We start from the raw sequence: 14,444 nt of genomic DNA, 5'->3' as shown, positions 1-14,444 counted from the left end.
GGTTATACGTGAAAGTGCGGGACGGATTGTGCTGCTATCTGAAGCGGCGACCACCTTGAAGGAGGTGGTCGCCGCTCTTTATGCATTTGATCGCTCGCAAGTCGCGAAGTGGGTCGGTCACGCCGCGACGCTCCTGCAACCTCTCGTCGATGCGTTGCGTCGTCACGTGATGGCGGCAACGGAACTCCACGCCGATGACACGCCGGTACCGGTGCTCGCGCCGGGCAACGGCAAGGCGAAGACCGGTCGCTTGTGGGTGTACATGCGCGATGACCGGAACTCGGGTGACATCACGCCGCCTGCCGTATGGTTCGCGTACAGCCCCGACCGTAAAGGCATTCTTCCGCAGCAGCATCTTGAATCGTTCGGCGGCACCTTGCAGGCCGATGCGTATGGCGGCTATCAGGCCATCTACGAAACGGGCCGCGTTGTTGAAGCAGCATGCTGGGCATGCACGCCGTCAGTTCTACGAACTGCATGCCGCACGACCGAATGCATTCAATACCGAAGCACTCGAACGCATCGGCGCGTTGTATCGGGTCGAGGATGCGGTCCGGGGCAAACCGCCCGATGAGCGGCGCGTATATCGGCACGCCCATGCCTGGCCGCTACTCGATCAACTCCATGCGTGGCTCAGCGCCATGGTGGAGACGCTCTCGCGCAAGTCCGACACGAGCCGGGCGATTCTCTATGCCCTGAACCGGTGGGAGGCGCTCACGCGCTACTGCGATGATGCACACTTGGAGATCGACAACCTGGCGGTCGAGCGCGCACTGCGCGGTGTGCCCATCGGACGCCGCAACTACCTGTTCGCTGGTGCGGACTCTGGTGGAGAACGTGCCGCCGCGATCTACAGCCTCATCGGGACCGCAAAACTCAACGGCATCGAACCTCAGGCGTATCTGCGCTACGTGCTTGCACGCATCGCCGACCATGCGATCAATCGCATCGACGAACTTGCACCGTGGGTCGTTGCCGCTCAGCTCCGCACCACAGTCTGAAGATCGCGATCTCCAGTCAAGACGTTGCTGGTGCCGCGCTTACGTTTCAACTCGCGAAGGCCGGTTAGCAAATGAGCAGAAAATTGCCGCTGCGATGCCTCGTGACGACGTGTGCTTGTCCGAGCTAACTCGGCTGTCCGATGACCGCAGATTTTTGATCGGCGACACCGTGACATTGGCCGATCTATACGCCGCGCCTATCTTCGCGTGCTTCATGCAAGCGGACGAGTCTACGTTATTGATGAATGGGCACAAAAAATTGACCGACTGGTGGCAGCGATTCGCCGCCCGGGGCAGCATGTGCCGGACACGGGCGTGAGGCACGTAGCGGCCATGAGCCGCCTGTGAGATCGTCGTGCAGTTTAAGAGCCGAGGTCTCGCCCTCACTCCCGCGATGGCCGGTTTCCGGAGAGCAAATTGCCGGGGGAACTGCCTCACCCCCGGCCAACATGAGACGTTCGACGTGTGGACCAAGATCGGTTACATTCGACCGCGCGCCGATATGCTCAGCCTAAAATGGCGCCTCACAAATCTTCGAACTCAAGATCATGATTTCGTTTGACACCGGTAGTCATCGTTTCAATCTGAGGGCGGCCGCCGTCATCTTTCAAGACGAATACGTGCTACTTCATCAGGTGGAGGGCGATGACTTCTGGTGTCTTCCAGGAGGCCGGGTCGAGCCTGACGAGCATGCTGCACAGACGGTCGTCCGTGAGATGCATGAGGAGATTGGCGCTTCCGTCCAAATCGAGAAAACGCTCTGTGTCGTCGAGAACTTCTTCACCCATAACGGGCGGACAAATCATGAGATTGGCCTCTATCTCGTTGCACGCCTAGAATCTGGATCGCCGTTGCTAGATTTGGCGGTTTCGCATCATGGCTCGGAGGGAAACAAACGCCTTACGTTCTCGTGGGTTTCTCGGCAACGGTTGTCTGAAATTGAAGTGAGACCCACCTTCCTTCGTCAATTGCTTCAGGCCGAGCATATCGCGCTGGCACACGTGATCCAGCGGGAATCGCATTTCGAAATCTCTTACTGAGCGGGCGCACCTCGCTGGCCCATTACTGCGTATGACCATTGTTGGCGCTATCGCAATGGCTGCAGCTATCCATTCTGGAGCCTCGTCGCAGATCGTTCGAACGGAGATTATTGCGCCGGGTCCGTCAGGTCCGCTGCGGGGCACTCTGCTGTCACCAGCGGTAAATCATGTCCCTGTGGTCCTAATCGTTCCTGGTTCAGGTCCGACTGATCGGAATGGAAACGGCCCAAACGATCTCCATGCCTCGACATATCAACTATTGGCCGAGGGGCTGACAAGCCGTGGCATTGCGACGGTCCGCATCGACAAAAGAGGTATGTACGGTAGCGCGCCAGCTATATCCGATGCGGACGACGTGACAATTGGCGACTACGCGACTGACGTGCGCTCATGGGTGACTACCATCCGGAAGCGCACTGGCGTTTCCTGCGTATGGGTGTTGGGTCATAGCGAAGGCGGGTTGGTCGCGCTGGTGGCAGCACAGAGCGCGGTGGATATTTGCGGTCTAATCCTGGTTTCGACAGCGGGACGTCCTTTGGGGGATGTGCTGAAGGAACAGCTGCTAGCGAATCCGGCAAATACGCCAATCATGGGTAAGGCAATGTTGGTGCTCAAATCCCTCGAAGCTGGACAAGCGGTGAGTGCTACAAAGATCGATCCCGCATTGATGCCTTTGTTCAGGCCGCGTGTACAGCGCTTTCTAATGAGCGAACTGACGCTTGATCCAATTGCACTGCTAGCCGACTATGCAAAGCCGGTCCTCATTGTGCAGGGACTGCGAGATATTCAGGTTAAACGTGGCGATGCAGAGCGGCTAAAGCATGCGAACCCGCAAGCTGAGCTTGCGCTTGTCACAAACGCCAATCATGTTCTGAAAACGGTTCGAACGGACGACAGAGAAGAAAACATCTCTACGTACAGCAACCCAGATCTTCCGTTGGCCGACGGCGTCGTAGACGTGATTTCGACCTTCCTGCAGCGCGCGTCGGTAAGTCCACGATAATGGCTCTCGCCGCTATGACGGCGAGGGCGGACCGCCTCTGAGCGTCCGCGTTCAAGAAATGCAAGTGGCAGAAGTGGGTCGCCTGGCGTCGATCGAGATCAACGGAGGGCGAGCCGCCGATGCGTTTTGCATGAGTCAGTGCACGGCCAAGAGACGGTCGCCGGGGTGTTTCGATAACAGCCATTTTGACGGAACGCGCAAAAATTTACTGCTTCACTGGATCGTGACAACAAACACAAATCTTGTTTCCGTCCGGGTCGCGGACGTACGCCCCGTAATAGTCGGGGTGGTAGTGTGTTCGTAAGCCGGGAGGGCCTTCGCAAGAACCTGAGTTTGCCAATGCACAAGCGTATGCATTGTCGACTGAACGACGATCAGGCGCGAGCAACGCCATCATTTGACCGTTTCCGCGTTCTGCTGAGTCACCGTCATATGGCTTGCCGATAAGGAAGAGCGGACGCGGCGCACCCTCAGCCATCCAACCCGCCCACGGTTTAGCTGGCTCACAAAACTTCAATTCATGCCCGCGTTCGCTCATGACGACCGAATAGAATTCGAAGGCACGGTCAAAGTCATTAACGCCCACGAAAACATGCGAAATCATCTTGATCTTCCTGTTCAGGCCGCGATGTCTTTGCACGTTACCACGGCCAAGATACGTTCGGCACCCGCTATGACATCGAGGATGAATGGCTGCTATCGGACACCCCGAGCGTCTCTTTCGGTTGCGTGCTGCCGATCGCGGCGACGTGAGATGCGAGCGTTCGATGCCGTTTGCATGAGGCGGTGATCGGCGGCAACTAGAGACGTTCGACACGATTTTCCGGATCGTCGACAATATGCGTCCAGCGTGCTCAAAACCGGTTAGTCACAAACCCATTGATGACGGACAAGTCGATGCGCATACCTTTATCTGACAGAAGGGTCGCGATCCCACTCTTTGTGTTGTCTGTAACGCAGATCATCGGGTGGGGAACAGTAGGCTTGCCATCGATCGTCGGAAGGCGGATGGCCGACGATTTGAAGATGGACATTTCGTCTGTCTTCGCCGCCAACTCGGTTCTGTATGCTGTGATGGGGCTTGGGGCTCCACTTCTGGCCAAGGTCTTTGCCCGGTTTGGTGCGAGGCGCGTCATGATCATGGGCACGATTCTCTCTGCCCTCGGTTTCCTCCTGCTGGCCGTGTGTCACGGGCCTTTGTTGTATTTCTCTGGCTGGGTGACGCTCGGAACAGCGGGTAGTGCCACGCTCTCAACGGCAGCCTACATCATGCTAAACGAGCTCTACGGCCAGGGGGCGAAACGCGCTATCGGTGGCCTTATGCTGGCTACCGGATTGGCGAACAGCATTTTCTGGCCAATCGCATCACTACTGGCCACCGCGGTTGGATGGCAGGCGATCTGTACGGTTTATGCTGCAATGCTGATGTTCATATCTCTGCCGCTTTATGTGTTTGGGCTTCCAGCGACGACGGCACCGGTCAATCAAAATCGGCGCCTTGTCGTCGAGACAGTCGGAGCACCGACACGGAAAGGTACGTTCTATCTGATTGCAGCGGCGATCACATTGAATGCATTTGTAACCTTCGGCTTCAGCGCAATTTTTTTCGAACTACTCAAAGCGGCAGGACTGCCTTCGATGCAAGCGGTTGCCTTTGGCTCCGCACTCGGAGTAATCCAGGTGGGCGCGAGGGCGGTAGACTTCCTGGGCGGAGCCAGATGGGATGGCATTTCGACGGGAATCCTTGCCGGAATCGTTCTTCCACTTTCGATGGTGTTGCTCATGTTGGAGCACGGTTCGCATACTGCTGTGGCGATCTTTGTCCTCTTCTACGGTCTGGGTAGCGGAGCACTCGCGGTCGCACGCGCAACGATACCCTTGGTGTTTTATGACAAGGCGGACTACGCGTTGGCAGCATCGCGCATCGCGTTACCTCTGAACATGAGTTGCGCCGCCGCGCCGCCTTTTTTCATTGCACTACTGACCCGGCTTGGAAGCTCAGCCTTATTAGAGGCGGCGATCCTGTGTTCGGGAACTGCATTGATTCTGCTGTTGGTTCTCACACGTCGGCGCCCTGGGCTGAATAACGCCGCGCCGGCCGCATGACATTTAAAGCCATGCTCGAACTGTCGCCTATCGTTTGGCATATGTAGGCGCGACCCTCGGCCGACGTCAGACGTTCTGGTTCGTGGGCAGTGCAGGGGGCGCTGCTACCCGCCTGTTGGACTAGGCCCCCGCATCCCGATCTGCCAGGAAGACCGAGAGCGCGCAGCAAATGGACGTCTGAAACTCTTTTATCTGAGCGTGCCGGCTATGTCAGATGCTTGCTGCCGTTAGCGGCGTTTCGATAGTCAGAGAACGTGAAGATTGCGGATCTTGGCGATTTGCGATGAGCGCTTCAGAATCATGTCTGTGATGTACTCGGGCAGCAGCGCCCGCGGGATGTTGGCCGGTACGTCGTCGACACGCTGCGACGGCACGTGGACGACGAAGTCGTCCGGTGCGCTTCGCAGGTTGTGCTCGTAGGCGACGCGATATTGCATGGCAAGGCAGAGGGATCTCGAAGCAAATGATTGTAGTAGTAGCTGAACCAGCATTGACGATGGCAACCTGGCGCGGGGCTTCCGCCGATCGCGTCGCGCCGTAGTCGAGCCCCAAGGACACAGTCGACCTCGTGACCTGGAGCGGTAACAATGTGTCTCCGTCTACTGATCGAGGAGCATCGAAAGTGTTGATCGCCTTCGGCGGACTACCCGGCACTGGCAAGACGACGGTAGCGCAAACACTGGCCCGCAAGCTCGCTGCGGTTTATCTACGCATAGATACCTTCGAGCAGGCAATCAGGTCGTGCAACAGCGGCGGAGCGGACACCAAGGCTGCTGGCTATGTGGCCGCATATGCGGTTGCCTGCGATAACTTACGGCTGGGGTCGACTGTCGTCGCGGACTCCGTCAACCCGTTGCGGATTACGCGTAGCGCCTGGAGAAATGTAGCGTTCGACGCAGGTGTGCAGATTTTCGAAATTGAGTTGGTTTGTTCGGATGCGTCAATGCACCGGCACAGGGTTGAGGTGCGAAAGGCCGATAGCCCCGGTCTTGAGTTGCCGACATGGCAAAGCGTGCTCGAACGTCAATACGACCCATGGGAATGTCCCCACCTCGTCGTCGACACTGCAATGTGTTCGGTCGAGCAGGCCATCGAAGGAATCATGCAACAACTGCCGCTTACCCCGCCTGGGGGACGAACTGTTTAGCGCAAAGAACGCCGAACGAGCCGGTCAACGAACTCGGCTTTCCAGACCGCCGGGTACGGGCTTAAAATCGGTTCGGAAGGGGGGGAGCGCCGTCTGCCTGACCAGGCTCGAGTTTATTCGCAGCCTCGGCCAGTTAGGGCGTTTAACTCGCGAGCTTGAATCGTAGACAATCTCGGAGCAAAGCACCACTGTACGCTGAGCTGGGGACGATCAGCGTTACATGGCGCACTCAGGGTCATTTTGCGGACCTTATGCGTACCACACCTCAGCTACCATCCCTTTTATCTCTGCGTGCATTTGAAGCAACTGCGAGACTCCTGAGTTTCAGTCTGGCGGCGCAAGAGTTGTTCGTAACGCAAAGTGCCATCAGCCATCAGGTTCAGAAGCTGGAAGGCGATCTTGGCGTGGCATTATTCGAACGCCGCGCGCGTGCGATCGCACTGACGGTGGCTGGGCAGACCTATTACGCGAGAGTTCACGCAGCGTTCGAACTACTGCGGCAAGGCACGCAGGAGGCCCGTGCGCCAATGACCAAACTGACGACCTTGACCGTCGGACTATTGGCCTCTTTCGCGACGCGTTGGTTGGCTCCGCGCCTGGAAAGTTTTCATGCGGCCCATCCCAACATAGTCCTAAAACTGCTGCCGGAAATTTCGCTTGCCGACGTGTCCGGCGGTGAGGTGGACGTTGCAATCCGTTATGGCCGCGGAGGATGGTCCGATGTCCACGCGCAACAGCTCATGCCCGAACGTCTGTCCGCGGTCTGTGCGCCCGCCCTGCTTGTCGGTGCGAACCCGCCAAGTGAGCCGCGAGATCTTTTGCGCTTCCCCGTGCTGACTTCACATTCCAGACAGCCATTCGAATGGGACGCCTGGGCGCATCGCTTCGGCGTGGATTTGCGCGATGCACGGACGGTACAACTGCACGACTACAACATCGTCGTGGAAGCCACGCTGGCCGGACAGGGTATCGCCATGGGGCGCCACAACCTGATCAGCCTGCAGTTAGCGAGTGGGGCGTTGGTTCAGGCGCTACCCGATACGGTACTGGACGAGCCCCGAATCGGTTGGTGGCTCGTGACGCCGAAGGCTGGCATGAGCAAGGCCGCTTCGGGGTTCTGCACCTGGCTCACTAAAACCGCCCGCGAGGGTGTGCTTGGGCGGACGTATTAGTTTTATTCATGAGTAGCGCGTGAAAATTGATTGGTCACGTGATGGCTGGGTCACTAGGATGGGGGCTTCTTCCATCTTGAGCGGACGCTTCTACCATGACCTTATTAATTTCCGCTCGCATTGCCGAACTGGGACTCACGCTTGAGCCCGCCGCCTTTCCTGCTGCCAACTACGTATCGTTCGCGCAGGACGGCAATCTCCTCTATATCTCAGGCCAGATCTCCCGGAAGGGTAATCAGCCGGCTTACGTGGGCCGTCTCGGCGACAACATTTCCGACCATGACGGGATCGAAGCGGCGCGCCTGTCGGCGTTGGGCGTACTGTCCCAGATTGCTGCCGCTACAGGTGATCGTCTGAACCGCGTCGCGCGTGTCGTGCGGCTGGATGTGTTCGTGGCTAGTACGCCGGAATTCAATCGCCAAAGCGCAATCGCCAACGGCGCGTCCGACTTGATGATTGAGGTATTCGGCGATGTCGGCCGTCATGCGCGCAGCGCTGTCGGTGTCGCGTCGTTGCCCGCAGGCGTGGCGGTGGAGGTGGAGGCCGTTGTCTCGCTTACGCAGCCGTGAAACCGATCCTCACCACGTACCACCGGAATCCGCCTATGTCTACCAGCCTTTCGCCAACTGCCGTGGACGCATTGCGTGCAAGCACTCCTGGCGCGCAAAGCATCACACATTTCAATCACGCGGGCGCTTCGCTGCCGTCCTCGGCCACGTTGGAGGCAATTCATGCCCACCTGTGGCGCGAAGCAACCTTGGGGCCGATGGAGGCGGGGGTGGCCGCGAGCGAGCAGACGGAGCGAGCTCGTCTGCTTGCGGCCAAACTGCTAAACGCCCAGCCTTCCGAGATAGCGATGACTACGGGCAATTCGCCGGGGTGGGGGGCCGCATTTGCCGCGCTGGGGTCCTGGCAACCCGGCGATCGCATCCTCGTCGGACGCCATGAGTGGGGCGGTAATCTCGCCGCAATGCAGTTGGTCGCTCAGCGCTCGGGCGCGTCGATCGAGGCCATTCCCTCCGATATTAGCGGTGCAGTGGACCCCCACGCGCTGGAAGCGATGCTCGACGATCGGGTGCGCCTGATTGCACTCACCTGGTTACCGGCGAACGGCGGCCTGATCAATCCCGCCGCGGCGATCGGGCGGGTGGCGCGCCGTCACGGCATCCCGTACTTTATCGACGCCGCACAGGCAGTGGGCCAACTCCCTGTCGACGTAGTTGAGGTGGGTTGCGATGTTCTGAGCGGTGCGGGTCGGAAAGCACTGCGTGGTCCGAGAGGCACGGGCCTGTTGTATGTCAGGCAGGATTTTCTATCCCGGTTGACGCCGGCGTTCGTTGACAGGCGGTCCGCTCCACTTGATCTGAACGGCGAACCCGTCTTGCGAAACGATGCTGCGCGGTTCGAATCGGCGGAAGCGTCGCTGGCGCTGCGCTGCGGACTTGCCAATGCGTTGCAGGAAGCCCTCGAAATCGGGATTGACAATATCCGCGCGCGGATCGACGCCATCGCGCAGGTCTTGCGTATACAACTGGCCGACATTCCGGGTGTGACGGTGCTCGATCAAGGCGTTGAACTATCCGGTCTGGTGGCATTCAATGTGGTGGGGCTGGATGCCCAATCGGTGCAGCGCAGTCTTGCGGCTCGGGGTGTCTCGATAGGCAGCAATGGCGTCGGTTACACCCCAATGGATATGGCATCCAGAGGACTTGAACAGATCGCGCGCGCCTCGGTCAGCTACCTGACCACGGAAGTGGAGATCGGCAAACTACTTGAGGGAATACGAGCATTGGTGCACTAACTCAAGCGGTGCCTGGGCGCGCAGAGGGCGTCAGTGTGCCTGCTAGATGGAGCGGCAGCTTCCGGCAGATCTGAAGGGCCCCAGTGGATGGCGTCCGGAAGTTCCAGCCTCGGTCGCATGGGGACGCGTGTCGCTTGAATAGCGGACCTCGGCAACTGGCCACTTTCGGACGCTCGACGCTCCGTAAAGATCGCAAGCAAGCCGCGCGATTCGGGCTTACTCCAGCGTCTTCGCAAGGTGTTCTGCCGCGCGCTTCGTAGCAGACCTGCGCTGTTCGATAAAGGAGGCATTTTTCTGGCGGATTGCTTCAGTCAGTGCTGGCGGAGCGGTGCGCGGTGATCCTGTCTGATACGGCGGGGCGGGATCGTACTCCATCTGAAGCTGGATTTCCTGAGCGACTTGATGACCTACGAGATCTGCCACTACAGTCAGGGCGAAGTCGATGCCAGAGGTCACGCCAGCGCCCGTAATCCGGTTGCGGTCCCGCACAACGCGCTCATGTACGGGTTCAACGCCGAGCAAACTCAACTGGTCGATAGAGGACCAGTGGCACGTTGCCCGGTAGCCGGCGAGCAGGCCCGCGGCTGCCAGAACTAGCGATCCAGTGCAGACCGACGTAACCAGTTTGCAATGGGCAGCAGCCGTCCTGAGGAAATGCAGTGTAATTTCATCGTCCATGAGTGCGATCTGGCCCGGGCCGCCTGGAACGCAGATCACGTCTAACTCAGGACAGGCCGCGAATGTCGTGGTGGGCAGAATTCTCAGTCCCCGGTCGGACGATACGGGGTCGAGAGTTTTCCACAGCAGATGTATTTCAGCACCGGGTATACGCCCAAACACCTCTGCCGGCCCCGTCAGATCAAGTTGTGTCAGTTCGGGAAAGAGGACGAGACCAACTCGGATTTTTTCACCAATCACGATCATCTCCAGTGGGGTTCGCACCCATTGTAACGGCCACGCGTGTCCCGGATCGCTTGCGAGCGCCAGGCCGCACGCTTGTGGATGCGGACCGCACTGAACGTAGCCGTCCTCCAGTGCTCGTGTCGGCGAGAGCCAAGTGTTGCGCGCGCTACCGACCGCGTGTTCATAGGCGCGCGGAGTCGGCAGTCTGATTCCATCAGATCAAGCAAGTGGGCATCAGAACGATGAAATGAAGGCTGCAGGTCGGCGAGCTGGGCCCATGAGTGAGCGCGTATTAGACGGCGAGGGGGGAAGGTTTGCGTCTGGCATTGCCCTTGAGCTAACCGCTGACGCGAGGCGGCAGTAGGCTCACGGTAGCGCGGTCGCGTGTCACGGTCAACGCTGGCTGCAACCAGCAGCGTTCTGGTCTTCAGAGAATTCGGAGATTGCGGATCTTGGCGATCTGCGATGAGCGCTTCAGAATGATGTCTGTGATGTATTCGGGCAGCAGCGCCCGCGGGATGTTCGCTGGAATGTTGTCGACGAGCTGCGAGGGGACGTGGACGATGAAGTCGTCCGGTGCGCTTCGCAGGCTGTGCTCGTAGGCGACGCGGTATTGCATAGGGTCGGCTAGCGAGAATTCGGAAGCGAATGATTGTAGCAGCGGCTACACGGGCATCAACGATAGCTATTTGGCTCGGCTTCCGCCGATCGAGTCGGGGGGTAGCTGGCCAGGAGCGGGCAGTTCCCCCAGTGTTAATAATCGGCGGCACCCGCCGGGAGCGACGAAATCCTGGCACTACGCTGCCAGTGCCACCAGCGCCATGCCCCCCGGCTTATGCGATCGCATAAAGACGTCATGGCTTAGATCGTCAGCAATGTGCAGCGACGGTTAAGCGGTATCCCGATACTTGGTAAGAGGCAGCGTGTCGAACTTCGCCTGCGCGTCCAACTCATCATTTCGCTCAATCCCCAATTGCTGACGCAGTGCCTCCCAGCCCGCCGGCGTCACTGTCAGAGCGCGGGTCTTATGAAACCGCGTCATCCATCCATTCGAACGAAATACGTTCATCAGGTAGGCCCCGAGAGCACCGGCAATGTGGTATTGCCGCTCTGTCCAGTCCAGGCAACGGTTTGCGTGTTCAACGCGATCGGCGAATGGCTCGCTTGCGTCCGCGCCGAGTTTCTGCAGCCATGATTTCCCGCGCGGTGTCAACTCATACGCGTATTCATCGCGCTGAACAAGATAGGCGTGCTCGATCATGCCTCGCGTGACGGCGACGCCTATCTGGCCCGCGAGATGATCGTAGCAGCAGCGCGCGAAACGCAGTTCGCGTGCAGAGCTGTTCGGCGCTGTGCGCCACGCCTGACTGACCGGGCCGACGGACGCGAGGCTCTCCAGCACGCGGGCAACGTGAGGGCCTGCAAGCGTGTAGTAACGGTGCCGACCCTTGGCCTCCACCTTCAGCAAGCCGCCGTCAAGAAGCTTTGCAAGGTGCGAACTTGCGGTCTGTGCCGTGACGCCAGCGACTTCGGCGAGCGCGCTCGCCGCGCGGGCACAGTTGTCGGCCAGCGTGATCAGGATCACGGCACGGACCGGTTCTGCTATCAGGTGGGCGACTGTGGAAATGTTGTGCTGGCTCACTGCGCCCTCCAATCGACGCGATGGTTCTTTCCGCTTCTCGACGCGATACGCGTGATTCGAACATACTTCGACACGTGTCGAAGCATTGTTGATGGCGTCCCCCATATAGTCAACAGCCTATTGTGTCGGGAACCTCATTCCATGAATGAAACAGTCAAGTACAAGAAGCGTATTTTGTGGGCGACGAGCCTTAGCTATGTCGTTGTCATACTCGACACGTCAATCGTCAACATCGCGCTCGCGCGTATCGCCGCCACGTTAGGTTCAGACTTGTTGGGTTTGCAGTGGGTCGTGAATGCATACACGCTGACGTTCGCAGGCCTATTGCTAACGGGCGGCCTGCTAGGCGACCGTCTTGGTGCAAAGAACGTGTGTATGACAGGGTTGCTGGTGTTCGCAGGCGCGTCGGCGGTGTGTGGCGCCGCGCCGGATCTGGCGACGCTAGTGGCTGCACGCACGTTGCAGGGCGTCGGCGCGGCGCTTCTGGTCCCATGTTCTCTAACCCTCATCAGCACCGGCTATCGTGACGCCACGGAGCGGGCTGGCGCGATCAGCGTATGGGCTGGTTGTGGCGGCGTCGCCATGGCAGCGGGCCCGCTTGCAGGCGGCCTACTGATTTACTGGTTCGGTTGGCGGAGCATGTTTTTCGTGAACGTTCCACTTGCCATGGGCGGTGCGTGGCTGACCTTGCGCATCCCGCGCGCATCGGATCGTCGTGGTGGTTCGCAAATGGACCTTGGCGGCCAGGCGGCAGCAATCGTCGCGCTCGGAAGTTCAATTGCAATCCTTATCGAAGGCGCGAATCTGGGGTGGGGATCGGCGCCCATTCTGTGCGGCATCGCGCTGGCCACGGCGGCATGGCTATGTTTCGTTGTGATCGAGCGCCGACACATGCAGCCAATGCTCCCACTCAGCCTGTTCCGCGTGCCGGTGTTTTCCGCGTCTGCCTTTGTCTCGATAGTGTCGGCGTTCATTTTCTATGGACTATTGTTTCTGCTTAGCCTTCATTTTCAGGAGAGCTGTGGTTGGCCGGCCTGGCAGACCGGTCTCGCCTTTCTGCCGCTTACCGTGCTGGTGGCGGGCGGCAGTTTTTCAGCAAGTCGGCTCTGCAGCGCTTACAGTGCGCGCCATGTTGTAGTCGGGGGATTTCTGCTTTACGTAATAGGTTTTTCAGGATTGCTTGGCATGGCGAACAATACGCCATACTGGCGCGTGGCGTTGTTTTTTCCTGCGGTCGGGTTTGGCGCGGGCGTGATAACGCCGGCTGTCACGGTTGCAGTGATGAGCACTGTCGAGAAAAGCTGTGCCGGAATCGCGGCTGGAGTGCTAAATGCGGGTAGGCAGAGCGGCTCTGCATTCGGCGTGGCGATCTTCGGCGCGTTGATGAGCACGGCGCGGACACCCGGGCAAGGCGTTCTCATGGCCGTCCTCCTCGCGATCGGACTGTCGCTTACAGCGGCCGTATGCTGGCGCGCAGCATCACGCCACGGCGCCCGTGACGCCAACGCACTTGACGTCCGCTAAGTCGTTACAAGGGCCAAATGAATGGCCGATGTCGAGAAACTGAACGTCCCTTGCGGGTGGGCTTATGTGTGTTGCATCAGATGCACGCCCGAGGCGGCCGTCGCACTGGATCGTGAGGCGCCGGTCGGCCAACACGAGACGTTCGACTCCAGTGTCAGAATCGTCGACAATTGAGTCAGGAATTCGAGCCCCAATTTACATCTGCCCACGGGTGCCCCATTGATGCAGCGATAGCTGCCTGCCCTAGAGGAGCGCAATGAATAGTGAGGACAGATTCGTCACGTTGTGGCGCTCAGTTATCGCTTATCCGCTCGCAATGACTGCGGGTGCGATGGCATTTTTCCCATTTCTCGAGTTCGGACGCTGGCAGCCTATGTTTCCGGGCAAAGGGTTTGTTTCGAACGCTTCGGCTTCCATTCAGTTAGAAGCAGGCGCAGTCATGATGGGGATCTTCGTTTTCTCGGTTCCAGTACTGCCGTTCTACGCTTGCGGCATGCTAATCGCCAACAAGTTCCGGATTCGGCATTGGCTTTACTTCTCGTCACTAGGCACCATGGTATCAACGGGTATTGTGATGGCAATCTACTTGTCTGGACCTCACGGCGCCATTGACAGGACGCCTTATCCGCTATTGATCCGGGTGGTGATGCCCATTGGCGCTGTAGGTGGTTTTGTGTGTTGGGCTTTCGTTCGTTTCGCATGGCGTCTTCGCCGCTTTCCGGACAGTTGAGGCGGCATACTGCTTTTAAAAATTGAAGCAGCTTGTAGCATGGGCCTGAACGCGTCTATTCCCCTGTCGCCAAGCGTATCGAGTCGAGTGTCCGCAACGCGGGGGACTAAGGGACCATCCAGGGTCGCGCGCTGTGGATCGCTGCAAGAACATGCGCGCAGTCGTCTATGCGGACCGCATAAGGCAGCCGTTGGCTGTTTGGGACATTCGAGAGCGCGCCTAGGATCGATAACAATCTGACGCTGTTCCTAACTCCGGCCATGGATAATGCACATACCTTCTGGAGTTGACCCTGTAATCCCGGACACAGCGTCACACTAAGGTTGCTGAATCCATTGCGCGACGGAACGCTCTTGGCGAGCGATATTTCAACGC

15 protein-coding genes and 1 pseudogene are annotated in these 14,444 nt (G+C 58.8%); 11 read left to right on the top strand and 5 right to left on the bottom strand.

The window, feature by feature from the left end; translation table 11 throughout:
• Positions 1-82: 82 nt before the first annotated feature.
• From tnpC to J2W46_RS17360, 4 genes and pseudogenes are all read left to right on the top strand, one after another.
• Positions 83-1,001: pseudogene (tnpC, locus tag J2W46_RS17375) on the top strand (IS66 family transposase); the annotation flags it as partial.
• Positions 934-1,320: a glutathione S-transferase family protein gene (locus tag J2W46_RS17370; RefSeq protein ID WP_310355280.1), complete on the top strand. Its 387-nt coding sequence runs from the start codon at positions 934-936 to the stop codon at positions 1,318-1,320. The pseudogene tnpC and the gene J2W46_RS17370, both read left to right, overlap by 68 nt.
• Before the next feature lie 229 nt (positions 1,321-1,549).
• Positions 1,550-2,041 (top strand): NUDIX hydrolase, encoded by a 492-nt coding sequence (locus J2W46_RS17365; protein WP_310355279.1) that lies wholly within the window; start codon positions 1,550-1,552, stop codon positions 2,039-2,041.
• A 91-nt stretch (positions 2,042-2,132) separates the two neighbouring features.
• Positions 2,133-3,044 (top strand): alpha/beta hydrolase, encoded by a 912-nt coding sequence (locus J2W46_RS17360; RefSeq protein WP_374726847.1) that lies wholly within the window; start codon positions 2,133-2,135, stop codon positions 3,042-3,044.
• 205 nt (positions 3,045-3,249) lie between these two features.
• On the opposite strand, the gene J2W46_RS17355 is transcribed toward J2W46_RS17360, so the two are convergent.
• Complete coding sequence (locus J2W46_RS17355) at positions 3,250-3,648, bottom strand: VOC family protein (RefSeq protein ID WP_310355277.1); 399 nt, start codon at positions 3,646-3,648, stop codon at positions 3,250-3,252.
• Positions 3,649-3,926: 278 nt separating this feature from the next.
• On the opposite strand from J2W46_RS17355, the gene J2W46_RS17350 reads away from it, so the two are divergent.
• Positions 3,927-5,150, top strand: coding sequence for an MFS transporter (locus J2W46_RS17350; protein ID WP_374726842.1), 1,224 nt, complete (start codon positions 3,927-3,929; stop codon positions 5,148-5,150).
• A gap of 245 nt (positions 5,151-5,395) precedes the next feature.
• Here J2W46_RS17350 and J2W46_RS17345 read toward each other — a convergent pair whose 3' ends face one another.
• On the bottom strand, positions 5,396-5,587 hold the full coding sequence (locus J2W46_RS17345; RefSeq protein ID WP_310355275.1) for a hypothetical protein: 192 nt from the start codon (positions 5,585-5,587) through the stop codon (positions 5,396-5,398).
• 185 nt (positions 5,588-5,772) lie between these two features.
• On the opposite strand from J2W46_RS17345, the gene J2W46_RS17340 reads away from it, so the two are divergent.
• From J2W46_RS17340 to J2W46_RS17325, 4 genes are all read left to right on the top strand, one after another.
• Positions 5,773-6,297, top strand: a complete 525-nt coding sequence (locus J2W46_RS17340; RefSeq protein ID WP_310355274.1) for an AAA family ATPase — start codon at positions 5,773-5,775, stop codon at positions 6,295-6,297.
• A 251-nt stretch (positions 6,298-6,548) separates the two neighbouring features.
• Positions 6,549-7,469, top strand: a complete 921-nt coding sequence (locus J2W46_RS17335) for a LysR substrate-binding domain-containing protein (RefSeq protein ID WP_310355273.1) — start codon at positions 6,549-6,551, stop codon at positions 7,467-7,469.
• Positions 7,470-7,564: 95 nt separating this feature from the next.
• Complete coding sequence (locus J2W46_RS17330; protein ID WP_310355272.1) at positions 7,565-8,038, top strand: RidA family protein; 474 nt, start codon at positions 7,565-7,567, stop codon at positions 8,036-8,038.
• Positions 8,039-8,073: 35 nt separating this feature from the next.
• On the top strand, positions 8,074-9,270 hold the full coding sequence (locus J2W46_RS17325) for an aminotransferase class V-fold PLP-dependent enzyme (protein ID WP_310355271.1): 1,197 nt from the start codon (positions 8,074-8,076) through the stop codon (positions 9,268-9,270).
• Positions 9,271-9,486: 216 nt separating this feature from the next.
• Here J2W46_RS17325 and J2W46_RS17320 read toward each other — a convergent pair whose 3' ends face one another.
• The 3 genes from J2W46_RS17320 to J2W46_RS17310 form a co-directional block, all read right to left on the bottom strand.
• Entirely contained in the window at positions 9,487-10,194 is a 708-nt protein-coding gene (locus tag J2W46_RS17320; RefSeq protein ID WP_310355270.1) for a DJ-1/PfpI family protein, read from the bottom strand.
• Positions 10,195-10,600: 406 nt separating this feature from the next.
• Positions 10,601-10,792 carry a hypothetical protein gene (locus tag J2W46_RS17315; protein ID WP_310355269.1) on the bottom strand — a complete coding sequence of 64 codons (192 nt, stop codon included), beginning with the start codon at positions 10,790-10,792 and terminating at the stop codon, positions 10,601-10,603.
• A gap of 270 nt (positions 10,793-11,062) precedes the next feature.
• Entirely contained in the window at positions 11,063-11,815 is a 753-nt protein-coding gene (locus J2W46_RS17310) for an ArsR/SmtB family transcription factor (RefSeq protein ID WP_310355268.1), read from the bottom strand.
• 141 nt (positions 11,816-11,956) lie between these two features.
• Here J2W46_RS17310 and J2W46_RS17305 point away from each other — a divergent pair, with 141 nt between their 5' ends.
• Entirely contained in the window at positions 11,957-13,339 is a 1,383-nt protein-coding gene (locus J2W46_RS17305) for an MFS transporter (protein ID WP_310355266.1), read from the top strand.
• A gap of 256 nt (positions 13,340-13,595) precedes the next feature.
• Complete coding sequence (locus J2W46_RS17300; protein WP_310355264.1) at positions 13,596-14,069, top strand: hypothetical protein; 474 nt, start codon at positions 13,596-13,598, stop codon at positions 14,067-14,069.
• Positions 14,070-14,444 lie beyond the last annotated feature (375 nt).

This window comes from Paraburkholderia strydomiana (genome assembly GCF_031456815.1).
Classification (GTDB): domain Bacteria; phylum Pseudomonadota; class Gammaproteobacteria; order Burkholderiales; family Burkholderiaceae; genus Paraburkholderia; species Paraburkholderia caledonica.
Note: the sequence above shows the minus strand (reverse complement) of the source record. Positions and strands in the feature narration are given on the sequence as shown.